The organism is Streptomyces sp. NPDC002537, assembly GCF_053594975.1.
The window spans coordinates 163,648-185,844 of sequence record NZ_JBSFWT010000003.1 but is presented as its reverse complement, the minus strand read 5'-3'; the positions used below and the strand labels follow the sequence as shown (position 1 = coordinate 185,844).

The following is a 22,197-nucleotide window of genomic DNA, read 5'->3' as shown; positions in this document are numbered from 1 at the left end:
TTCGCATGATTTTTTCCCTCCGAGGGGAATTCCTACTTTATGCCCGCATCATCGGAGCGGCAGGTGGTGGAGATCGAGGGACACCGGCTCGGCCTCTCCCACCTCGACCGGGTCCTCTTCCCCGCCTCGGGGCACACCAAGGCCCAAGTGCTGCGCTACTACGCCCAGGTCGCCGCCGTGATGGTGCCGCACACCGCCGGGCGGCCCGCCTCGTTCGTCCGTGCCCCCGAGGGCCTGGAGGGCCAGTCCTGGATCGCCAAGAACCCGCCCGGCGGGGCACCCGGCTGGGTGCGGGTGGTGCCGGTGGAGCACCGCGAGGGGGTCACGGAGCAGGTCGTGGTCGACTCCGCCGCCGCGCTGATCGCCATGGTGAACCTGGGGGCGTACGAGATCCACGTCCCCCAGTGGACGGCCGCCGCCGGGCCGGACGCGCACGACCGCCTCGTGCTGGACCTCGACCCGGGGCCGGGCACCGACCTGGTCGTCTGCTGCCGGGTCGCCCAGCGGCTGCGGCAACTCCTCGACGCCGACGGGCTCACCGCCCACGCCGTCGTCTCCGGCTCGAAGGGGCTGCACCTGTACGCCCCGCTGCACCCCGCGTCCGGGCGGGCCGTCTCCGGCTACGCCAAGGAGCTGGCGGCCCGGATGATGGGCGAGCACCCGGGCCTGGTGGTGGTCTCGATGGCCCGGATCGAGCGCCGGGGCAAGGTGCTCGTCGACTGGTCGCAGAACGCGAGCGCCAAGACCACCGCGGCCCCGTACACGGTCCGGCTGCGGGAGCGGCCGGGGGTGGCCGCGCCGGTCACCTGGGACGAGGTCGCGAGCTGCCGGGACCCGGGCGAGCTCGCCTTCACCCCCGAGCAGGTCCTCGACCGCGTCGCGGACTACGGGGACCTGCTGGCCCCGCTCACCGGCGATGCCACGCGCGCGGCCCTGCCGTGAACCGGGCCGGTCGGCCGGGCCGGGTCAGCCGAGCCGGGTCAGGTCCGGGCGCAGCCGGTGCCAGACGGGGTGCCGGAGGTGTCCCGCGGGCGTCCAGCCGGAGAAGGTGATCTCGGCGACGAGCTTGGGCTCGACCCAGTGCGCGCCGGGCACGTCGACCGGGCTCACGAAGGGCGAGTCGGGGCGCGCGACGACGTCCAGGTAGCGGGCGAGGTCCCGCCGTTCCCGCTCGGTCAGCCCGGAGCCGACGGAGCCGGTGTAGCGCAGTCCGGCCGGTTCCGCCACGCCGACCAGGACGGATCCGGGCAGCCCGGTGAGCATGCCGCGGCCCTCCGCCCAGCCGCCGATGACCATGTCGATGGTGTTGACGTGCTTGGTCTTGCGCCATTCGGGTGAGCGGATACCCGGGGTGTAGACGGACGTGAGCCGTTTCGCCACGACGCCCTCGAAGCCGCCCTTCAGGGTGGCCTGCCAGGCCCGCAGCCCGTTCCCCTCCATGTGGGCGGGCACCGAGCAGTGCGGCCCGCCCAGCCGCAGCCCGGCCAGCACGGCCCGGCGCTCCCGGTAGGGGGTGGCGAGCAGGGACCGGCCGCCCAGGTGCATGACGTCGAACAGCATCAGGTGGACGGGGTACTCCATGGCCAGCTGCGCCGCGCGGCGCGGGTTCAGCACGCCCATGCGGCGCTGCAGCAGCCCGAAGTCCGGCTGGCCCTGGGCGTTGAGTACCACTATCTCGCCGTCCAGGACGGCGGTCCGGCGCCGGAACCGCTCGCCGAGCACACGCAGCTCCGGATAGGTCACGGTCGCGTCGTTTCCCGACCGGGTCACCAGTTGCAGGGCGCCGTCCCCGGGGGCGTTGACCACGCACCGCACGCCGTCCCACTTGACCTCGAAGCCCCATGCGCTGTCGTCGCCGTCGGCCGGAAGGGGGCCCGGGGTGGCGAGCATCGGCTGGATCGCGGGGATGGGGGAGCCCATGTCTCGATGATCGGACGATGCGCGTCGCGGCGCCTCCGGACGAACGGCGGGCCGGCGGTGACTCACCGCGCGCCGGTCCAGTCCAGCAGCCGCCGCAGCGGCCACGTCGTCACCACCCGCTCCGCGGGCACCCCGCACTCCTCCGCCCGCGCGCACCCGTACGCCTGCCAGTCCAGCTGGCCGGGCGCGTGCGCGTCGCTGTCGATCGCGAAGAGCACCCCCGCGTCCACCGCCTGCCGGAGCAGCCGCCGCGGCGGGTCGAGGCGCTCCGGGCGGCTGTTGATCTCCACGGCGGTGTCGAAACGGGCGCAGGCGGCGAAGACCAGTGCCGCGTCGAACGAGGACTCGGGACGGCTGCCGAGCAGCCGTCCGGTGCAGTGCCCGAGGACGTTCACCAGCGGGTTGGCGGCCGCCGCGACCAGGCGGCGCGTCATCCCGGCGGCGTCCATGCGCAGCTTGGAGTGGACCGACGCGACCACCACGTCCAGCCCGGCCAGCAGACCGGGCTCCTGGTCCAGGGAGCCGTCGTCGAGGATGTCGCACTCGATCCCGGTCAGCAGCCGGAACCCGTCGCCGTCCGCGGCGAGCCGCTCGTCGACCTCGGCGACGACGCGGAGCTGCGCGCGCAGCCGGTCGGGTGACAGGCCGCGGGCGATCGTCAGCCGGGGGGAGTGGTCGGTGAGCACCGCCCACTCGTGCCCGAGCGCCCGGGCCGTCCGGGCCATCGTCTCGATCGGGCTGCCGCCGTCCGACCAGTCGGAGTGCAGATGGCAGTCGCCGCGCAGCAGGGCCCGCAACGTCCCGCCGCCCTCGGTCAGCGGTCCGCCGGACTCCTCCTCCAGCCGCGCGAGGTACCCGGGGACGGCGCCGCCGAGTGCCTCGGCGACCACGGCGGCCGTCTTCGGGCCGATGCCCTTCAGACCGGTGAGCGTGCCGTTCGCCGCGCGCCGCCGCACTTCGTCCCCGGGCAGCGCCCCGACGATCCCGGCGGCCGTGCGGAACGCCTGCACACGGTAGGTGGGTGCCTGCGCCCGTTCCAGCAGGAACGCGATCCGGTCCAGGGCCGCCACGGGATCCATGTCGCCCACCGCCTCGACTCGTCGGCCGCTTGTCCTTCAGGGTCCTCCCGGTCCCCACGGTGCGGGATCGAAAAGCGCTGCGCACTCCGTCCACCTGCGGGGGAACCCGCGAGTAGCGGCCGCACCGGCAGGGGAGGGTTCCGGCATGAGCGCCTCCCCCAGCAGCAGTGCCGCCCGCCCCGGCAGCCGTGCGGTGGTCCTCGGCGCGGGCATGGCCGGGATGCTGGCCGCGTCCGTCCTCGCCGGTCACGTCGACGAGGTCGTGATCGTCGACCGCGACCGGATGCCCGACGGGGCCCACCCGCGCAAGGGCCTGCCCCAGGCCCGCCACGCCCACCTGCTGATGTCCGGCGGCGCGCGGGTGGTCGACGCGCTGCTGCCCGGCACGCTGGACCGGTGGCTGCGCGCGGGAGCCCGGCGGATAGCGCTGACGGCGGGGCTGGTGGTACTGAGCACGCAGGGCTGGTTCCCCCGCATGCCCGGTACGCAGTTCCTGCTGTCCTGTACGCGCGACCTGCTGGACCTGGTGGTCCGCGAGCAGGTCCTGGCGCTGCCGGGCGTCGTGCTGCGCGACGGTACGGAGGCCCTGGCGCTGCTCGGTGACGCCGGGCGGGTCACGGGGGTGCGGGTGCGGGGCGAGGGCGAGCACGCCGCGGAGGAGCTCGGGGCCGACCTGGTCGTCGACGCCTCCGGCCGGGGCTCCCAGGCGGCGCGCAGGCTGACGGACCTCGGGCTGCCGGTCGTCCACGAGGAGACCGTCGACTCCGGGCTGGTCTATGCCACCCGGATCTTCCGGGCGCCGCCGGGCACCGAGCGCTTCCCGCTGGTGAGCATCCAGGCCGACCCCCACTCGCGCCGCCCGGGGCAGGGCTCGACGATGCTGCCCATCGAGGGCGGCCGTTGGCTGGTCACCGTCTCGGGGACGCGCGGCGGTGAACCCTCGCGGAACACCGAGGACTTCGAGCCGTTCACCCGCGGCCTCCGCGACCCCCTCATCGCCGATCTGATCGCCCGCGCCGATCCCCTCACCGATGTCGTCGTCACGCGCAGCACCGTCAACCGGCGCCGGTTCTTCGAGCGCCTCCCCGCGCAGCCCGAGGGCTTCGTCGCGCTGGGCGACGCCGTCGCCACGTACAACCCGGTCTACGGGCAGGGCATGTCCGTGGCCGCGCAGAGCGCCGCCGTGCTCCGTGACGCCCTGCGCGCGGAGGGCGTGGACGCCCCGGGCCTGGCGGGCCGCGTCCAGCGGTCGGTGGCCCGGGTGACGGGCGGGGCCTGGGACATGGCGACGGGGGAGGACATCAACTACCCGGGCGCGATCGGCAAGCAGCCGCCCGCGGCGGCGCGGCTGCTGCGGGGCTATATGCAGCGCATGATGTGGGCGGCGACCGGAGATCCGCTGGTGCTGCGGGCGTTGATGGACGTCATGACGCTGTCCGCGCCGATGACCCGCCTGGTCAGTCCCGCGGTGGCCCTCGGGGTGGCCCGCGGTCCCGGCCGCCGGGCCCAGGCCGGGCCGTCGATCACCCGGGCCGAGCTCGCGCTGTGGGGGCTGGCGCCCCGCTGAGGCATCAGCGGCGGAGGGCCACCGGTGGCAGGAACTCGTGCTCCAGCGTCCGGTGCCACCAGGCACCGGTGGCCCTCCGCTCCTGCCGGGTGGTGAAGCGGTAGAGGTAGACCCGGGCCCGGACGTGGGTGGGCGGGGCGTCGGGGAAGGGGTTGTGCCGCAGCAGGCGCAGCGTCGCGGGGTCGTTGACCAGCAGCCGTTCGACGAAGGGGCCGAACCAGGACTGCGCGTACGCCGGTGAGATCCCGGCGAACCACATCATCCAGTCGAGCCGCAGGTGGTACGGGGCGAACTGGCGCGCCAGCCGCCGGGGATCGCCGGGCTTCCCCTTGAAGCCGTACTCGCGCCAGGCCGTCTCCCGGGTGAGCCGCTCCTCGTCGGTGCCCTCGACGACCACCTCGTGGCGCCGGCGGTTGATGCTGCCGAACGCCCCGTAGGTGTTGACCAGGTGCAGGGCGTTGAACGACATGTTCATCCGCTGGCCGCGCGAGAGCATGTTGCGGGCCGGCCACCAGCTGAGCACGGCCACCAGGGCCGTCGCGGCGAGGACCACGCCCTCGTACCAGCCCGGCGGGCCCGCCGGCAGCGGCGCGTGGTGCGGCAGGGACAGTGTCCGCGCCATGGCGTCACCGTCGACCGCGGAGAACGCCAGGGTGATCGTCAGCCAGTTGAGCCAGGCGAAGTTGCCGGAGGCGACCAGCCAGAGCTGGGTGCAGATGATCACGCCCGCGGCGACGCTCGCGACGGGCTGCGGGGTGAACAGGAAGACCGGGACGACGAGCTGCGCGACATGGTTCGCGGCCACCTCGACCCGGTGCAGCGGACGCGGCAGCCGGTGGAAGTACCAGCTCAGCGGGCCCGGCATCGGCTGCGTCTCGTGGTGGTAGTACAGGCACGTCAGATCCCGCCAGCAGCTGTCGCCCCGCATCTTGATGAGCCCGGCGCCGAACTCCACGCGGAAGACCAGCCAGCGCATCAGCCACAGCACGAGGACCGGCGGGTCCGTCCGCGCGTTGCCGAGGAAGACCGCCAGGAAGCCCGCCTCCAGCAGCAGCGACTCCCACCCGAAGCCGTACCAGGTCTGGCCCACATTGACGATGGACAGATACAGCACCCACAGCGCCGCCCACATCAGCATCGACGCCCACAACGGCACCGCGTCCGCCCCGCCCGCCACGACCGCCGCCGACAGCAGCGCGCCCGCCCACGCCCACCCGGCGAAGAACCGGTCCGAGTAGTACAGCTGGAAAGCGCTCGGCATCCGCCGGAACGGCGCCGCCCGCACGAAGCGCGGCACCGGCAGCATCCCGCGCTCGCCGATGAGCGCGCGGAACTGCAGGACGGCCGCCAGGAAGGCGACCAGATAGACCGCGGCGAGCGCCCGCTGGAGCACCAGCCTGCTCAGCCAGTACCCGGACGCCGTGAACCACTCCATGGCGTATCCGTACCACCGGAAGCGCACAGTCACATCGAAGAAAACGGCAAAAGGTGTCAGAGTGGCCCTATGGTTGATCGGGGAGCGTCGCCTGCCGCCGTCCCGGAATATCCAGCACCGGACGACTGGCCCGCTCGCCCGGAAGTGAGCCTCGCCCTCAACCGCACCGGCAGCTTCGACTGGGACCTCGACAGCAGCAGGCTGCACCTGGACGGCGTGGCGCTGGACCTCCTGCACGTGGCACCGGAGGACTTCGGCGGCCGCATCACCGACCTCGCCGGCCACGTGCCCAGGACCGACGCCGCCCGGCTCGACGCCCTCCTCTCCCGCGCCATGAAGGACGGCAGCGACACCTACGGCACCTACTACCGCGTGCGCTCCGACGACGGCACCCTGCGCTGGACCTACACCCAGGGCCGCATCCTGCGCGACGACGAGGGCAGGCCCCGCCGCATCATCGGCATCGTCCGCGACGCCACCGAGGAACTCCGCCACGCCGCCGAACCACGGCCCGAACAGCGCGACCCGACGGCCATCGTCGAGACCACCACCGCCGCGCTCGCCCACGCCAGGACCGTCCAGGACGTCATCGACTTCTTCCGGGACTCCCGCGCCGTCCAGCACCTCGGCGCCGACCTCCACGTCCTCGGCCTGCTGGAGTCCGGCCGCATCCACCTCGTCGCCGAGGGGCCCGAGGAGCACTACATCCCCGGCACCCGCTACACCCGTATCGACGACGACTTCCCCATGAGCGAGGTCATCCGCACCCTCAGCCCCCGCTTCATCGAATCCTCCGAGGAGTTCGCCGAGTGCTACCCCTGGCTGTGGGAGAACATCAAGGACATCGGCATCTCCTCCGCCGTCTACCTCCCCCTCATCGCCCAGGCCCGCGCCATCGGCGCCGTCGGCCTCCTCTACCGGGAGGGGCGCGGCTTCACCCGCCAGGAACGCAACCTCTTCATCGCCGTCGGCAGCAGCCTCGCCCAGAGCCTGGCCCGCGCCATGCTCTACGACCAGGAACACGACCTCGCCGAGGGCCTCCAACAGGCCATGCTGCCCCGCCGTATCCCCGACATCCCGGGCGCCCAGATCGCCGTCCGCTACCGCTCCGCCCGGATGGGCCGCGACATCGGCGGTGACTGGTACGACGCCGTGCCCCTGCCCGGCGGCCGGGTCGGCGTCGTCATCGGCGACGTACAGGGCCACGACACGCACGCCGCCGCCGTCATGGGCCAGCTGCGGATCGTCCTGCGCGCCTACGCCTCCGAGGGCCACGCCCCCGCCACCATCATGGCCCGCGCCTCCACCTTCCTCCACGAGCTCGACACCGACCGCTTCGCCACCTGCGCCTACGCCGAGGCCGACCTCTCCACCGGCGTCGTCCAGATCGTCCGCGCCGGCCATATCGACCCACTGCTCCGGCACAACGACGGCACCTGCCGCCGGCTGCCCGTCGCCGGCGGGCTGCCGCTCGGACTGTCCGCCGAGTTCGGCCGCCTCGACTACCCCGTCACGACCGTGGAACTCGACCCGGGGGAGACCCTGCTGCTCTTCACCGACGGCCTCGTCGAACAGCCCGGCTCCGACCTCGACGAGGGCATGCAACTCCTCGCCGAGATCGTCCGCGAGGGCCCCTACGACCTCCACGAACTCGCCGACCGCCTCTGCGATGTGATCGAACAGCGCGTCGGCGAGGACGACATGGCCGTCCTCCTGCTGCGCCGCCAGGGCGCCGTCGCCCGCAGCGGGGGACGGCTCCAGCAGCACATCGCGCCCGCCGACCCCGAATCCCTCCGGGCCGCCCGCCATATGATCCGCGCCGCGGTACGGGCCTGGGGCGCGCGGGAGCGCTCCGACGAGATCGAGCTGGTCGCCGACGAACTGATCACCAACGCCCTGCTGCACACGGACGGCGCCGCCGTCGCCACCATCCGCATCATCCCCGGACCCGAACGCCGGGTACGGGTCGAGGTCGAGGACAAGTCCAGCGTGTTGCCGCGGCGCCGCGAGCCGGGTGAATCGGGAGTGTCCGGGCGGGGGTTGCTCCTCGTCGACCGCCTCACGGATGTGTGGGGCGTGGAGTCGCGGGGCACGGGCAAGTCGGTCTGGTGCGAATTCATCGTGCCGGACCGTCACATGACGTGATTCCTCGGCCCCACGGGGTTGCCCGGTCGCGCCTGCGGCGGGCTTTTCCGCGCTCCGCGCGGTGTCCTCAATCTCCCCCAGCTACCGCTGGGAGGTGCCCCCAGGACGGGCTGAGTTTCGCGGACCGTGGCAGCGAACCTGCGGGCCCGGCCCGCGGACTCAAGGGCCACGGTTCGCACATCCAGCCCGTCCGGCGTTTGAGGACGCGGCCGCAGGACGCCCCCGCCGCAGGCGGCAACGAATCCGCTCCCGGGTGCGAAGAGGCAAAGGTCACAGCCGTTTTCTCTGCTGCGCCGCGCGCGAGCGCCCTAGCCTGCCTGCATGACGGTCCTGCCTGACGAAGGCTTCTCCCTGGCCGCCGAGTTCCCGGATTCCTCCCGCGAGCAGTGGCAGCGTCTTGTGGAGGGCGTGCTGCGCAAAGCGGGTACGACGGATGCATCCGGCCCGGCGGTCGAGGGCGCACTGGCCACCCGGCTCCAGGACGGGCTGACGACCAGCCCGCTCTACACCGCCGAGGACACCGCCCCGGCGCCCGGCCTTCCGGGCTTCCCCCCGTTCGTCCGCGGTGGACGGACGGAAGGAACGGCCCTGTCCGGCTGGGACGTCCGCCAGCGCCACGCCCACCCCGACCCCCGGCGCGCCAACGAGGCCGCGCTCGCCGACCTGGAGAACGGGGTCACCTCCCTCTGGCTGACCGTCGGCGCCCACGGCCTCCCCGTCGACGGCCTCGGCACCGCCCTCGACGGCGTCTACCTCGACCTGGCCCCCGTGGTCCTGGACGCGGGAGCCGACTTCGAGGCCGCCGCCCACGAACTGCTCCGGCTGCACGACGAGCGCGACGTACCGCGCGAGGCCGCCACGGGCAACCTCGGCGCCGACCCGCTCGGCACCCTCGCCCGCACCGGCGACGGCACCGACCCCGCCGAACGGCTCGCCGCGGCGGCCGGACTCGCCGCCCGCTGCCTCCGCGACCGCCCCGGCGTCCGGGCCCTCACCGTCGACGCCCTGCCCTACCACGACGCGGGCGGATCGGCCGCGCAGGAACTCGGCGCCTCCCTCGCCACCGGCGTCGCCTACCTCCGCGCGCTCACCGACCGCGGCCTCACCGTCGACCAGGCCTGCGCACAGCTGGAGTTCCGCTACGCGGCCACCGCCGACCAGTTCCTCACCATCGCCAAACTCCGCGCCGCCCGCCGCCTGTGGGCCCGCGTCGGCGAGGTCAGCGGGGCCACGGCCGCGGGCGCGGCACAGCGCCAGCACGCCGTCACCTCCTCGGTGATGATGACCCGCCGCGACCCCTGGGTGAACATGCTGCGCACCACCGTCGCCTGCCTCGGCGCCGGAGTCGGCGGCGCGGAAGCCGTCACCGTGCTGCCCTTCGACGAGGCGCTCGGACTTCCCGACGCCTTCGCCCGCCGCATCGCCCGCAACACCTCCGCCATCCTCCTGGAGGAGTCCCACCTCGCCCGGGTCATCGACCCGGCGGGCGGCTCCTGGTACGTGGAGCGGCTCACCGACGAACTCGCCCACGCCGCGTGGGCCTGGTTCCAGGAGCTCGAACGCGCCGGAGGCCAGGCCGTCGCCCTGCGCTCCGGACTGGTCGCCGAACGCCTCGCCGACACCTGGCGGCAGCGCACCGAGGAGCTCGCCACCCGCCGCGAACCCATCACCGGCGTCAGCGAGTTCCCGAACCTCGGCGAGCAGCCCGTCCCCCGCGAACCGGCCCCCGTCGCCCCTTCCGGCGGTCTCCCCAGGGTCCGCCGCGACGAGGCGTACGAGGCGCTGCGCGCCCGCTCCGACGCGCACCTCGCCGCCACCGGCACCCGGCCGCGCGTCTTCCTCGCCGCGCTCGGGCCCGCCGCCGCGCACACCGGACGCGCCACCTTCGCCGCCAACCTCTTCCAGGCGGGCGGCATCGAGCCCGTCCACGACCCGGTGACCGTCGACGCGGACACCGCCGCGGAGGCGTTCGCCCGCAGCGGCGCCGCCGTGGCCTGCGTCTGCTCCAGCGACAAGCTCTACGCCGAACAGGCCGGGGCCGTCGCCGCCGCCCTCAAGTCGGCCGGCGCGGTAAGGGTGTTCCTCGCCGGGCGTCCGGACCCCGAGCGGCGGGAAGCGTATCTGCGGGCCGGGGCCGACGAGTTCGTCTTCGCGGGAGGCGACGCCGTCGCCGTCCTCTCCTCCGTCCTCGACCGCATGGGAGTGGCGTGATGCGGATCCCCGACTTCTCCGACGTCGAACTGGGCCCGGCGGGTCACGCCCCCGCCGACCCCGGCCAGTGGCGGGCGGCCCTCAAGGAGGGCACCGGCCGCAGCGCCGATGACCTGGTCTGGGAGACCCCCGAGGGTATCGGCGTCAAACCCCTCTACACCGCCGAGGACCTGCGCGGTCTGGACTTCCTCGGCACGCACCCCGGCATCGCGCCGTACCTCCGCGGCCCGTACCCCACGATGTACGTCAACCAGCCCTGGACCATCCGCCAGTACGCCGGGTTCTCCACCGCCGAGGAGTCCAACGCCTTCTACCGCCGCAATCTGGCGGCCGGTCAGAAGGGCCTCTCCGTCGCCTTCGACCTGCCCACCCACCGTGGTTACGACAGCGACCACCCGCGCGTCACCGGCGACGTGGGCATGGCCGGAGTCGCCATCGACTCCATCTACGACATGCGGCAGCTCTTCGACGGCATCCCGCTGGACCGCATGAGCGTGTCGATGACCATGAACGGCGCCGTGCTGCCCGTACTGGCCCTCTACATCGTCGCCGCCGAGGAACAGGGCGTACCGCCCGAGAAGCTGGCCGGGACCATCCAGAACGACATCCTCAAGGAGTTCATGGTCCGCAACACCTACATCTATCCGCCCCGGCCCTCCATGCGGATCATCTCCGACATCTTCTCGTACACCTCGCGGAAGATGCCGCGCTACAACTCCATCTCCATCTCCGGCTACCACATCCAGGAAGCCGGGGCGACCGCCGACCTCGAACTGGCCTACACCCTGGCCGACGGCGTCGAATACCTGAAGGCGGGCATCGACGCGGGGCTCGACGTCGACGCCTTCGCCCCCCGGCTGTCCTTCTTCTGGGCGATCGGCATGAACTTCTTCATGGAGATCGCCAAGCTCCGGGCGGCCCGCCTGCTGTGGGCCAAGCTCGTCAGGCGCTTCGACCCGCAGAACGCCAAGTCGCTGTCGCTGCGCACCCATTCGCAGACCTCGGGCTGGTCGCTGACCGCGCAGGACGTCTTCAACAACGTCGCCCGCACCTGCGTCGAGGCCATGGCGGCGACCCAGGGCCACACCCAGTCGCTGCACACCAACGCCCTCGACGAGGCCCTCGCCCTGCCCACCGACTTCTCCGCCCGCATCGCCCGCAACACCCAGCTCCTGCTCCAGCAGGAGTCCGGCACCTGCCGGGTGATCGACCCCTGGGGCGGCAGCGCGTACGTGGAGAAGCTCACCCACGACCTCGCCCGCCGGGCCTGGCGGCACATCCAGGAGGTCGAGGCCGCGGGCGGCATGGCCCAGGCCATCGACGCGGGCATCCCCAAGCTGCGCGTCGAGGAGGCCGCGGCCCGCACCCAGGCCCGCATCGACTCCGGCCGTCAGCCGGTCATCGGCGTCAACAAGTACCGCGTCGACAGCGACGAGCAGATCGACGTCCTCAAGGTCGACAACTCCTCCGTGCGCGCCCAGCAGATCGAGAAGCTGCGGCGGCTGCGCGCCGAGCGCGACGAGACGGCCTGCCAGGACGCCCTGCGCGCGCTGACCGCCGCCGCCGGGTCCGGCCCGGGTGCCGGGCTGGAGGGCAACCTGCTGGCGCTGGCCGTGGACGCCGCCCGCGCCAAGGCCACCGTCGGCGAGATCTCCGACGCCCTGGAGAAGGTGTACGGACGGCACGCCGGCCAGATCCGTACGATCTCCGGTGTGTACCGCGAGGAGGCCGGACCGTCGTCCGGGGTGGAGCGCACCCGCGCGCTGGTCGAGGCGTTCGAGCGGGAGGACGGCCGCAGGCCGCGCATCCTCGTCGCCAAGATGGGCCAGGACGGCCACGACCGCGGGCAGAAGGTCATCGCCACGGCCTTCGCCGACCTCGGCTTCGACGTCGACGTCGGCCCGCTGTTCCAGACGCCCGAGGAGGTCGCCCGGCAGGCGGTGGAGGCCGACGTGCACATCGTCGGCGTCTCCTCGCTCGCCGCCGGCCACCTCACGCTCGTGCCCGCGCTCCGCGAGCAACTGGCCGAGCAGGGCCGCGAGGACATCATGATCGTCGTCGGCGGGGTCATCCCCCCGCAGGACGTCGAGCCGCTGCGGGGGATGGGCGCCGCCGCGGTCTTCCTGCCCGGCACGGTCATCCCCGACGCCGCCAGCGACCTGCTCGGGACCCTCGCCGGGGCTCTCGGGCACGAGCTGTGAGCCCATGGCACGCACCATCGACCTGGACGCGTACGTCAAGGGTGTGCTCGACGGCAGGCGGGCGACCGTCGCCCGTGCCATCACCCTCGTGGAGTCGACCCGCGCCGACCACCGGGAGCTCGCCCAGCGGATGCTGACCGAGCTGCTGCCCCACGCGGGCAGGGCACGGCGCATCGGTATCACGGGCGTGCCCGGCGTCGGCAAGTCCACGTTCATCGACGCCCTCGGCACCATGCTGACCGGCCTCGGACACCGGGTCGCCGTGCTCGCCGTCGACCCGTCGTCCAGCCGGACCGGCGGCAGCATCCTCGGCGACAAGACCCGTATGGAGCGGCTCGCCGTCGACCCCGCCGCCTTCGTACGGCCCTCGCCCACCGCCGGGACGCTCGGCGGCGTGGCCCGCGCCACCCGCGAGACCATGGTCGTGATGGAGGCGGCCGGCTACGACGTGGTGCTCGTCGAGACCGTCGGCGTCGGCCAGTCGGAGACCGCCGTCGCCGACATGGTCGACACCTTCCTCATGCTCACCCTGGCCCGTACCGGCGACCAGCTCCAGGGCATCAAGAAGGGCGTACTCGAACTCGCCGACGTCGTCGCCGTCAACAAGGCCGACGGCCCGCACGAGCGCGACGCGAAGTCCGCGGCGCGGGAACTCGCCGGTGCGCTGCGCCTGTTGCAGGCGCCCGACGCGACGTGGAACCCGCCGGTCCTGACGTGCAGCGCGCGCGAGGGCACCGGCCTCGACACGCTGTGGGAGCGGCTGGAACAGCACCGGCGGGTGCTCGACGCGACCGGCGGGCTCGCCGCGCGGCGGCGGGACCAGCAGGTGGACTGGGTCTGGACGATGGTCCGCGAACAGCTCCTGACGGAGCTGCGGGAACATCCTGGGGTGCGGGCTCTCGGACCGGAGCTGGAACGGGGGGTGCGTGACGGTACGGTGCCGGCGAGTACGGCCGCCGGGCGCCTCCTGGACGCGTTCCGGTCGTCTCTTCCCCAGCCCCGCCCCTCCCCGTAACCGGGGCTCCGCCCCGGACCCCGGTCCTCAAACTCCCCCAGCTACCGCTGGGAGGTGCCCCCAGGACGGGCTGGATTTCCGGTGCGGGGTCCGGGGCGGAGCCCCGGTTCGAACCTACGCCAGCCCCAACTCCTCGGCGCCCAACGGAGCGAAGTGGCGGGTCACGTCGGCCTCCGACACCTCGGCCAAGGTGGAAGGCGACCACCGCGGGCGGCGGTCCTTGTCCACCACCTGGGCCCTGATCCCCTCCACCAGATCCGCATCGGACAGCGACGCGCACGACACCCGGTACTCCTGGTCCAGCACCTCGTCCAGCGTGGCCAGGCGCCGAGCCCTCCGCAGCGCGGCCAGGGTCACCTTCAGCGCCGTGGGGGACTTCGTCCCGATCGCCTCGGCGGCCTCCTTCGCCTCCGGGACCCCGGACTCCATGAGCCGGGTGAGGATCTCCTCGACCGAGCCGGCGGCGTAGCAGTGGTCGATCCACTCCCGGCGGGCGGCGAGCGCGCCGTCCGGAGCGGGTTCGGCGAAGAGCCGTACCGCCTCCGCCGCGTCGATGTCGGCCAGGGCCGCCGTGAACTCCGCCAGTCGCGCCAGCGGGACGAAGTGGTCGGCGAAGCCGCACCGTACGGCATCGCCCGCGTCGAGCCGGGCGGCGGTGAGGGCGAGGTGCGTGCCCAGTTCGCCGGGGGCCCGGGAGAGGAGGTAGGTGCCGCCGACGTCGGGGGCGAAGCCGATGCCGGTCTCGGGCATGGCCACCGCCGACCGCTCGGTCACCACGCGTACGCTGCCGTGCGCCGAGACACCGACACCGCCGCCCATCACCAGGCCGTCCATCACGGCCGCGTACGGCTTGGGGTAGCGGGCGACAAGGGAGTTGAGCCGGTACTCGTCCCGCCAGAACGCCCGGGTGGCCGCGGCCCCGCCGCCGTCGCGGGCGTCGTCGTGGATCAGCCGGATGTCCCCGCCCGCGCAGAGGCCGCGGTCACCGGCACCGTCGATCACCACGGTGGCCACGGAGTCGTCGTGCTCCCAGGCGGTGAGCGCCGCTCCGACGCGGCGCACCATGTCATGGGTGAGGGCGTTGATGGCCCGGGGCCGGTTGAGGGTGATCCGGCCCGCACGGCCGTCCCGGCGCACCAGTACGGCGCGGTCGTCAGTGCTCGTCATCGCCCCACTCTCGCAGGAGCGGGGCGGGCGGCGAACAGGAGATCGGTCACGTTTCCTGGCGGCCCGCGGTTCAGCGGGCGGAGCCGGTCCAGTGGATGCTGTTGTACTGGACACCGAAGTCCGGGCGCACCTCGACGTCCACCTTGCCGGTGTCCGCGGCCGGGACGTCGAAGGCGAAGACCGCCTTGCTCGACGCGCCCGGTGCGAGCGATCCCGCGAGCGGATTGCCGACCCCGCGTGCGCTGTCGAAGATCTGCTCGACGCGGGCGTCCTGGTCCCCGGCCGTCACCTTGACGAGCACCCCCGTCACCTCGAAGGTCCGCTTCGTGCTGTTCGTCAGCGCCACCGTGAACGTGATGGGCGAGTTCTCCGCCTTGTGGCCGATGGACGTGCCGCTCGGCGTGAAGGCCTTCGGCTTCGTCACCTTGACCTTGAGCCCGTCCGCATAGGCGTAGGTGTCCTCGAACGCCACCACCGGCGGGCCTCCCGACGGCGACGCGGCCGATGGCGACACCGTGTGCCCGGACCCGCCGCCCGTACCCCCGCACGCGGCCACGGCGGTCGCCAGGACGCCCGCCACCGCCGCGGCGACCGGCCCGCCGCCCCTGCGGCCACCCTGCCGCCGGGCTCGTTTCATGCCTGGCCGGTCTCGAAGCGGCTGACCCTGCCGCCGCCGTCGACCGTGAAGTGCCACCTCGTGCGCATCGCGCCCCAAGTGTCGTTGCTGTAGCGGGCGATGAGCGAATGCCCGTCGTCCGACTCGGACTCCACGTCCATGTGGCCGTGCGAGGAGAAGATCTCCTTGTCGGCCCACTGGGCGAGGTCCCGGTCCGTCCCGTCGTCGGACATCGTGGCGCCGGGGGTCAGGGCGGCCCGGAAGGCGGCGACGTCGTTGGCGTTGATCGCGTCGACCAGGGCGCGGACGGCGGGGTCGGACAGGTCGTCGGTGGGGATCACGGGTGGCTCCTCGCGGGTGCGGTGGCTCCAGCACAGCACCGCCCGCGCCCGGCCGCCCGTTGTGTTCCCCCGCCAGGGTTCCCCTCCCGGGGCCGGGGCCTACGCCCGCTGCGCCGGCGTCCCGCCGCCGCCCCGGCGGCCGCGCCGCCACGCCACCACCACCGCCAGGAGGCCCGTCACCCCGATGAACGCCGTCGCCGCCAGGAAGGCCGGCGACGTCGGCGACGAGGCGTGGCTCCCGGCGATCACATAGGCGGCGGTGTTCGGCAGGATGCCGATCCCCGTCGCCAGCAGGAACGGCGTCCACCCCATCCGCGACACCGCCGCGCAATAGTTCGCGGCCGCGAACGGCACCCCGGGGAACAGCCGGATCGCCAGCATCGACCGGAAACCGTGCCTGCTCAGCTGCCGGTCGGCCGCCGTCAGCCACTTGCCGCGCAGCAGCGGCCGCAGCGCGTCCTGCCCCAGCAGCCGCCCCAGCCCGAAGGAGAGGCCCGAGCCCAGCACCGTGCCCACCATGGCGACGACCGTCCCGACCGGTCCGCCGAACAGCGCCCCCGCCGCGAGGTTGAGGATCGGGCGCGGCACGAACGCCGCGGTGCACAGGCCGTACGCACCCGCGAACAGCACCGCGGCCGCGCCACCGGACATGTGCGGCGGCCAGCCGTCGGCGAGCAGCCGCTCCGGCCGGAACGCCAGCACCGCGACCGCGGCACCGACGAGCAGCGCGACGAGCAACCCCAGACGGAACCACGGGGACAGCGGCGCACGGGTGCGGCGCCCGGCGAGGCCGGGGGAGGGCGCGGCGGAATCGAGCATCGATGGAGCCTAACCGACCGGCGGGGGCGGCCGCCGCGATCGCACGGAGCCGGTACAGAACGCGCACATTCGGTCGTCGCCCGTTCGCCCGGTGGACATCCTGACGGACGACCGGGCGGCGACGGCATCGCGTCCGAGGAGGCGCGGGGATGCGCCGGTCCGCGGCTCCGCCGCGTGGGCGCGACCGACCACCGACGGCCCGCAGCCGAATGACCGCACTCCCGGCGGAGCGCTCCGGTCCGCGGCGCGCTCCGGACCCCAACGCCCGTACGGGGAAAACCATTCGACGCGCCACGCCCCGTGCGCGAGCATCGACGGCATGTGCCGGCACGCCCACCCCCAGCCGACGCCCGCCATCGCGGGCGCGCCGGAGGCTGCCGCCGATCCCCGCTGGTCCATGGCCGGACACGGTCCCTGCCTGACGCGACGCTGACTCTTCCCGGATCGCTCCGCGGGCCCCCAAGGGGAGGGTCGGCCAGCCCCTCGGGGTCCGCGCGCAGGCACCGCTCCACAGCACGGGGAAAGGAACCATGCCCAAGCAGGCATATGTGCGCACCAAGCCGCACGTCAACATCGGAACCATGGGACACACGGGCCATGGGAAGACCACGCTCACCACCGCCATCACCCACCTGCTCGCCCCCCACGACACCACTCCCTGCGACACCACCGGCCACCTGGCCCGCACCTGCCCCGGCACCCCGCACGCCGAGCGCGTCGCCTACGAGACCGGCACCCGCCACTACGCCCACGCCGACCTGCCGGGACGCGCCGACCACGTCAAGCACATGATCGCCGGAGCGGCCGGGCTCGACGGCGCGATCCTCGTGGTCTCCGTGCTCGACGGCGTCATGCCGCAGACCGCCGAACACCTGCTGCTCGCCCGCCAGGCGGGCGTACGGCACGTCGTCGTCGCCCTGACCAAGGCCGACGCGGGCAGCCCGGAAATGACCGAACTCGTCGAACTCGACGTCCGCGCGCTCCTCACCGCGCACGGCTACGACGGACACCGGACGGCGATCGTCCGGGTCTCCGCGCTGCGCGCCCTGGAGGGCGATCCGCTCTGGACCGGGACGATCGAGGCGCTGCTCGACGCCGTCGACACCTATGTGCCGACCCCGCGGCGCCCCGCGGCCGGCCCCCTCCTGCTCCCCGTGGAGCGGGTGCTCACCCTCGCCGGGCGCGGCACCGCCGTCATCGGTGTGATCGAACGCGGCACCCTCCGCCCCGGCGACCACGTCGAGCTCCTCGGGCGCGCGGCCGGTGGCCCCCGCACCACCCGGCTCGCCGGGCTGGAGACCTTCGGCGCGCCCATGGCGACCGCGCGGGCGGGCGACACCGTCGCGCTGCTGCTGCCCGGTGTGCCACGGCACGAGGCACACCGCGGCGATGTCGTCGCCGCGCCCGGCAGCCTCGTACCCCGCCGCCGCTTCCGCGCCCGCGTACGGCTGCTGCCGACCGCGGCCGTTGACGGCCGGGGGCCCGCCGTCAACAGCCGCGGGGCACGGTTCCACTTCCGTACGGCCGATGTCCCCGGCACCGTCGACCTCGTACCGCCCGGGTCCGCACCGCCCGGTGCCACGGTCGCCGTGACGGCCGTCCTGGACCGGGGTGTCCCCTTGGAGGCGGGGCTTCCGTTCGCCGTCCGGGAGGGAGGGCGCACCGTGGGGCTGGGGACGGTGACAGCGGTGGACGTGGGGACCGGCGGCACGGCCGCACAGAGCGCGGCCGCACAATAGGGGAGTGGACGAACCGATACCCGTGACCCGGGACGTGGACTGGGGCACCGCCAAGCTGCTGCCCGACGTGGACCGGCGCCGGGCCTGGCTGCTCACCGTCGACGGCTCGCCCCAGTCCTACGTGGACCTGGACGACCCGACCCACCTCGAATTCGAGTACACCCAGCGGATCGCGCACGTCCTGGACGCCGCCGCGGAACCGAACCGGGCGCTGGACGTGCTGCATCTCGGCGGCGGCGCCCTCACCCTGCCCCGCTATGTCGCGGCCACCCGCCCCGGCTCCCGGCAGCGCGTCGCCGAGGCCGACCGGGGCCTGATCGCCCTGGTCGCCGAGCACCTCCCGCTGCGCGAGGGGTCCGGCGTCGAGGTGCGGGCAGCCGACGCCCGCGGGGAGCTGGAGGCCGCGCCCGACGCCTCCGCCGACGTGATCGTCGCCGACGTCTTCGGCGGCTCCCGGGTGCCCGCCCACCTCACCTCGGTCGAGTTCGCCCGCTCCGCCGCCCGGGTGCTGCGCCACGACGGCCGCTACGCCGCCAACCTGGCCGACGGCGCGCCCTTCACCTTCCTCCGCTCCCAGGTGGCGACCTTCGCGGAGGTCTTCGCGCACCTGTGCCTGATCGCGGAGCCGTCGGTGCTGCGGGGCAGACGCTTCGGCAACGCGGTGCTCGTCGCCTCGCACTCCGAACTGCCCGTGACCGCGCTCGCCCGCCGCGCCGCCGCCGACGCCTTCCCGGCCCGGGTCGAGCACGGGGAGGCGCTGGCACGGTTCGCGGCGGGCGCGGCCGTGGTGGCGGACGCGGACGCGGTGGGGTCGCCGGAGCCGCCGGGCGGGACGTTCAGCGTGGGCTGAGCCGAACGCCCCGCACCGGGCTCAGGAGCTCTTGAGCGGGCGCAGCGAGCTCATGATCTTCTTGACGGTGTCGTCCGGCAGCTCGTCGTCGACGCCCTTGGCCGTGTACAGCACCCAGGTCGCCAGGTCGTCGTTGGTGTCCTTGTAGGTCACCGTGAAGGACTTGCCGTCGGTCGTGCACTTGTCGGTCTTCTTCACCCCGGTCACCGTCGCGGTGGACGCGTAGCCGGTGAGGCCGTGGTCGCTCTTGAAGGGCTTGGCGTCGGTGCTGTCGAGCTTGCCGGTCTGCTTCTGGTCGTAGCCGGCGATCAGCCAGTTCTCCGCCTCGATCTTGGCGGCGCTCTCCTCGCTCTTCGCGCCCATGGCGCCCTTGGAGCCCGCGGCGCCCAGCTCGGAGTTCTTCCCGCAGACACCCTGCTTGTAGTAGGCGGGTGAGCTCATCATGATCAGGGCCTTGCCCTTGTCGTCCTCGAAGCCGATGGACTGCCCGGGGCTGTCGACCGACCAGTCCGGCGGGACGTCGAAGGCGATGTGCCGCTTGCTGCTGACGACCGGCTTCCAGCCGTCGATCACCGGCTTGACGTCGCCGCCGCCGCGCGGGTTGTCGAGCGGCTCCTGGGAGGCGGCGGAGGAGGCCGGGGCGGACGGACCGGCGAGGGTGGGCGCCGACGTCGGGTCGCTCTTGGCGGCGGTCTCCTTGCCGTCGTCCTTCATCACGACGACACCCGTGACCACGGCCGCGACGACGACGGCCGCGGCGGCCGTGATCGCGATGATCGTGGTGCGCTTGCGGTTGTCCTTCGGCGGCCGGGGCAGCGGTCCGCCGGGCGGGGCCGGGGCGTTCCACTGCGGGACGGCCGGCCGCTCCTGGCCAGGGCCGCCCATGGGCGGCGGCGTGGCCGCGCCCGGCTGCTGCTGGTACGGATTCGGCTGCTGCGGGCCCGGTTGCGCGTACCCCGGCCCGCCCACGGGCGGCGTCGCCGGGCCGGGCTGCTGGTACGGGTTGGGCTGTTGCGGGTACCCCGGCTGCTGGTACGGATTCTGGTCCTGCGGGTTCTGCTCGCCCCCGGGCGGCTGCTGTCCTGGCCACATGGCCGATAACCATAGAGGGAGTACGTGATCAGGGTGACGGGCGCCCCTTCCCACGCCCCTTCCCGCCGAAGCTACCGACTGGTAACTTCTGGGCCATGTCCGATACGCAGCCTTCGATAGGCGACATGCTCGCGGCCACCGTGCCGATGGCCCGTACGCTCAACCTCGTCTTCGACGAGACCACCCCCGACCGTGCGGTCGTCCACCTCCCCGACCAGCCCGACTATCACAACCACGTCGGCGGCCCGCACGCCGGCGCGATGTTCACGCTCGCCGAGTCCGCGAGCGGCGCGATCGTCCTCGCGGCCTTCGGCGCCCAGCTCTCCCGGGCCGTGCCCCTGGCCGTCAGCGCCGAGATCCGCTACAAGAAGCTCGCCAAGGGCCCCGTGACCGCCACCGCCGAGCTGGGCCGCCCCGCGTCCGAGGTCGTCGCCGAACTGGACGCGGGCGGGCGCCCCGAGTTCCCGGTGCACATCGCCATCACCCGCGAGGACGGCGACGTGACGGGCGAGATGACGGTCGTCTGGACGCTGCGGCCCAATTCATGACCTCTGACCTGTGGAGACGCCGATCTGGCGCTTCCGCAGGGCACATTCGGGTCACACTGCCGCTTCGGTGATGGTGCCGATACCTACCGGCGAGATGTCCGTGGCGGCCCGGCCGCGATCCTCCGCTCCGGCGCGGCCACGGACACACACTGGCGGAAAGTGGCCGGCGGGTGTGCATGCCCCGTCCACCCGGCCACGTCACAGCAGCGCCGACAGCATCGGGTGGGACGTGGCGAGGAGGACCAGCCCCGTCGCGGCCGCCGCGAACGGCACGATGCGCAGCGGGCTGATCAGCAGGAAGCCCGCGTGCAACAGGACGGCCAGGGCGAGAACGGCGGGCGCGGGGAGCAGGCCGAGCACGGCGAGCCCGAGGAGGAGTTCGCCGACGGCCGTGACGACGGCGACGGCACGGCAGGCGGCGCGCGGTGCGGGCCGCAGGAGCAGCGCGCTCAGCGCCGTCTGCCGCGGCCAGGGCAGGAAGTCGTGGTTGCCGGCGGCGGCCTGGGCGGCGTTGTAGGCCAGGTTGTCGACGAGGACGCCGCCGTTCATGAAGTGCCGCGACCGCACTTTGCGCAGGCCCGCGACCAGGTACAGCTGTGCGGCGAAGAAGGAGGCGAGTGCTCCGCCCGCCGCCGTCCACGCCGGGCCGCCCACCGACCGGGCCGCGCCCGCCACGGTGAGGCACCCGGCGAGGAGCGCCAGGCACACCCCGGCGTACCGGACGCTGCCGTACCGCCGGTTGGCGACCGTCAAGGCCAGGACGGCTGCGGCGCATCCGCCGAGGGCCGCCGCCGTACCGCGCCCGGGGGCGAGCCGTGCGCCGACGCACGCGAACGCCAGCACCCCTCCCGTCGCGAGCATGGCACAGGCGAGACGGCGGTAGCCGGTGAAGAAGGAAGGTGGCGTCCAGCCGTGGCCGGGACGGTAGACCCGGCCGTCGGGGTGGTGCCGGGCGACGGCGCGGGCGTCGGCCATGACGACGCCGGCATGCCACACCATGGCGACGGCGAGCAGCAGTCCGGCGCCGGGCACCGCGGTGTTCACGGCGCCGCCCGCAGAGCGTCGGCCAGGACGCGCAGTTCCTGCCCGGCGGGCAGCCGGGCCACCCGCATGCGGTGCCGGGCGGGGTCGTAGTGCACCTGCCAGCCGCCCTCGGAGCCGATGATCAGACCGTGCAGCGGCATGTCGAAGCCGGCGCCCGCGAGCAGGTTCCGCAGCTCCAGGACGGTGAGGTGGTGGCCCGTGGGGGCGATCAGCAGCCGGTGCGGGGGCAGCACGGTGCGCTCGTCGGGCCCGGACCACAGGTAGCCCTTGGACGACCCGGAGTACATGCCCCAGGAGAACGGACGGTTCGGTGAGATCCGCGCTCCCCACACGACGAACACGGCCAGCAGCGCCACCGCAGCGGCGGTCAGCGCGATGGCGGCCCAGGCAGGCACGGTCCGGCCCCCG

The 22,197-nt window shown here is 73.7% G+C and carries 19 protein-coding genes; 9 read left to right on the top strand and 10 right to left on the bottom strand.

Annotated features, from left to right (window positions below):
- Positions 1-39 precede the first annotated feature (39 nt).
- Positions 40-942, top strand: coding sequence for a non-homologous end-joining DNA ligase (gene ligD / locus ACWD4A_RS02710; protein ID WP_451188444.1), 903 nt, complete (start codon positions 40-42; stop codon positions 940-942).
- A gap of 24 nt (positions 943-966) precedes the next feature.
- On the opposite strand, the gene ligD (ACWD4A_RS02705) is transcribed toward ligD (ACWD4A_RS02710), so the two are convergent.
- Positions 967-1,920, bottom strand: a complete 954-nt coding sequence (gene ligD / locus ACWD4A_RS02705) for a non-homologous end-joining DNA ligase (RefSeq protein WP_451188441.1) — start codon at positions 1,918-1,920, stop codon at positions 967-969.
- 62 nt (positions 1,921-1,982) lie between these two features.
- Complete coding sequence (locus tag ACWD4A_RS02700; RefSeq protein ID WP_451188438.1) at positions 1,983-2,999, bottom strand: PHP domain-containing protein; 1,017 nt, start codon at positions 2,997-2,999, stop codon at positions 1,983-1,985.
- A gap of 145 nt (positions 3,000-3,144) precedes the next feature.
- Between ACWD4A_RS02700 and ACWD4A_RS02695 the strand changes: the two genes are divergently transcribed.
- Positions 3,145-4,566: an NAD(P)/FAD-dependent oxidoreductase gene (locus ACWD4A_RS02695; RefSeq protein ID WP_451188436.1), complete on the top strand. Its 1,422-nt coding sequence runs from the start codon at positions 3,145-3,147 to the stop codon at positions 4,564-4,566.
- A gap of 4 nt (positions 4,567-4,570) precedes the next feature.
- On the opposite strand, the gene ACWD4A_RS02690 is transcribed toward ACWD4A_RS02695, so the two are convergent.
- Entirely contained in the window at positions 4,571-6,001 is a 1,431-nt protein-coding gene (locus tag ACWD4A_RS02690) for a lipase maturation factor family protein (protein WP_451188433.1), read from the bottom strand.
- Positions 6,002-6,070: 69 nt separating this feature from the next.
- Between ACWD4A_RS02690 and ACWD4A_RS02685 the strand changes: the two genes are divergently transcribed.
- The 4 genes from ACWD4A_RS02685 (at position 6,071) to meaB (ending at position 13,573) form a co-directional block, all read left to right on the top strand.
- Positions 6,071-8,146 carry a SpoIIE family protein phosphatase gene (locus ACWD4A_RS02685; RefSeq protein WP_451188431.1) on the top strand — a complete coding sequence of 692 codons (2,076 nt, stop codon included), beginning with the start codon at positions 6,071-6,073 and terminating at the stop codon, positions 8,144-8,146.
- Positions 8,147-8,467: 321 nt separating this feature from the next.
- Positions 8,468-10,357 (top strand): methylmalonyl-CoA mutase small subunit, encoded by a 1,890-nt coding sequence (mutA, locus tag ACWD4A_RS02680; RefSeq protein WP_451188428.1) that lies wholly within the window; start codon positions 8,468-8,470, stop codon positions 10,355-10,357.
- Positions 10,357-12,558, top strand: a complete 2,202-nt coding sequence (gene scpA, locus ACWD4A_RS02675; protein ID WP_451188425.1) for a methylmalonyl-CoA mutase — start codon at positions 10,357-10,359, stop codon at positions 12,556-12,558. The genes mutA and scpA overlap by 1 nt, the downstream gene beginning before the upstream one ends.
- Before the next feature lie 4 nt (positions 12,559-12,562).
- Positions 12,563-13,573, top strand: coding sequence for a methylmalonyl Co-A mutase-associated GTPase MeaB (gene meaB / locus ACWD4A_RS02670; RefSeq protein WP_451188422.1), 1,011 nt, complete (start codon positions 12,563-12,565; stop codon positions 13,571-13,573).
- Between the two features lie 114 nt (positions 13,574-13,687).
- Here meaB and ACWD4A_RS02665 read toward each other — a convergent pair whose 3' ends face one another.
- The 4 genes from ACWD4A_RS02665 to ACWD4A_RS02650 form a co-directional block, all read right to left on the bottom strand.
- Positions 13,688-14,740, bottom strand: a complete 1,053-nt coding sequence (locus ACWD4A_RS02665; RefSeq protein WP_451188419.1) for an enoyl-CoA hydratase/isomerase family protein — start codon at positions 14,738-14,740, stop codon at positions 13,688-13,690.
- Positions 14,741-14,810: 70 nt separating this feature from the next.
- Positions 14,811-15,377 (bottom strand): hypothetical protein, encoded by a 567-nt coding sequence (locus ACWD4A_RS02660; protein WP_451188416.1) that lies wholly within the window; start codon positions 15,375-15,377, stop codon positions 14,811-14,813.
- Complete coding sequence (locus ACWD4A_RS02655; protein ID WP_451188413.1) at positions 15,374-15,697, bottom strand: nuclear transport factor 2 family protein; 324 nt, start codon at positions 15,695-15,697, stop codon at positions 15,374-15,376. The genes ACWD4A_RS02660 and ACWD4A_RS02655 overlap by 4 nt, the downstream gene beginning before the upstream one ends.
- A gap of 99 nt (positions 15,698-15,796) precedes the next feature.
- Entirely contained in the window at positions 15,797-16,516 is a 720-nt protein-coding gene (locus tag ACWD4A_RS02650; protein WP_451188411.1) for a TVP38/TMEM64 family protein, read from the bottom strand.
- A 530-nt stretch (positions 16,517-17,046) separates the two neighbouring features.
- Between ACWD4A_RS02650 and ACWD4A_RS02645 the strand changes: the two genes are divergently transcribed.
- Together ACWD4A_RS02645 and ACWD4A_RS02640 are read left to right on the top strand one after the other, a co-directional pair.
- Positions 17,047-18,255 carry a GTP-binding protein gene (locus tag ACWD4A_RS02645; RefSeq protein ID WP_451188408.1) on the top strand — a complete coding sequence of 403 codons (1,209 nt, stop codon included), beginning with the start codon at positions 17,047-17,049 and terminating at the stop codon, positions 18,253-18,255.
- Between the two features lie 4 nt (positions 18,256-18,259).
- Positions 18,260-19,105: a spermidine synthase gene (locus ACWD4A_RS02640; RefSeq protein WP_451188405.1), complete on the top strand. Its 846-nt coding sequence runs from the start codon at positions 18,260-18,262 to the stop codon at positions 19,103-19,105.
- A gap of 21 nt (positions 19,106-19,126) precedes the next feature.
- Here ACWD4A_RS02640 and ACWD4A_RS02635 read toward each other — a convergent pair whose 3' ends face one another.
- The gene (locus tag ACWD4A_RS02635; RefSeq protein ID WP_451188402.1) at positions 19,127-20,197 is read right to left on the bottom strand and encodes a hypothetical protein; all 1,071 of its coding nucleotides are present in this window, start codon (positions 20,195-20,197) and stop codon (positions 19,127-19,129) included.
- A gap of 95 nt (positions 20,198-20,292) precedes the next feature.
- Between ACWD4A_RS02635 and ACWD4A_RS02630 the strand changes: the two genes are divergently transcribed.
- Complete coding sequence (locus ACWD4A_RS02630) at positions 20,293-20,745, top strand: DUF4442 domain-containing protein (RefSeq protein WP_451188399.1); 453 nt, start codon at positions 20,293-20,295, stop codon at positions 20,743-20,745.
- A 198-nt stretch (positions 20,746-20,943) separates the two neighbouring features.
- On the opposite strand, the gene ACWD4A_RS02625 is transcribed toward ACWD4A_RS02630, so the two are convergent.
- Positions 20,944-21,789, bottom strand: coding sequence for a hypothetical protein (locus ACWD4A_RS02625; RefSeq protein ID WP_451188396.1), 846 nt, complete (start codon positions 21,787-21,789; stop codon positions 20,944-20,946).
- A complete protein-coding gene (locus ACWD4A_RS02620; RefSeq protein WP_451188393.1) occupies positions 21,786-22,184 on the bottom strand; it encodes a hypothetical protein in 399 nt (132 codons plus the stop codon). The genes ACWD4A_RS02625 and ACWD4A_RS02620 overlap by 4 nt, the downstream gene beginning before the upstream one ends.
- Positions 22,185-22,197: the final 13 nt, after the last annotated feature.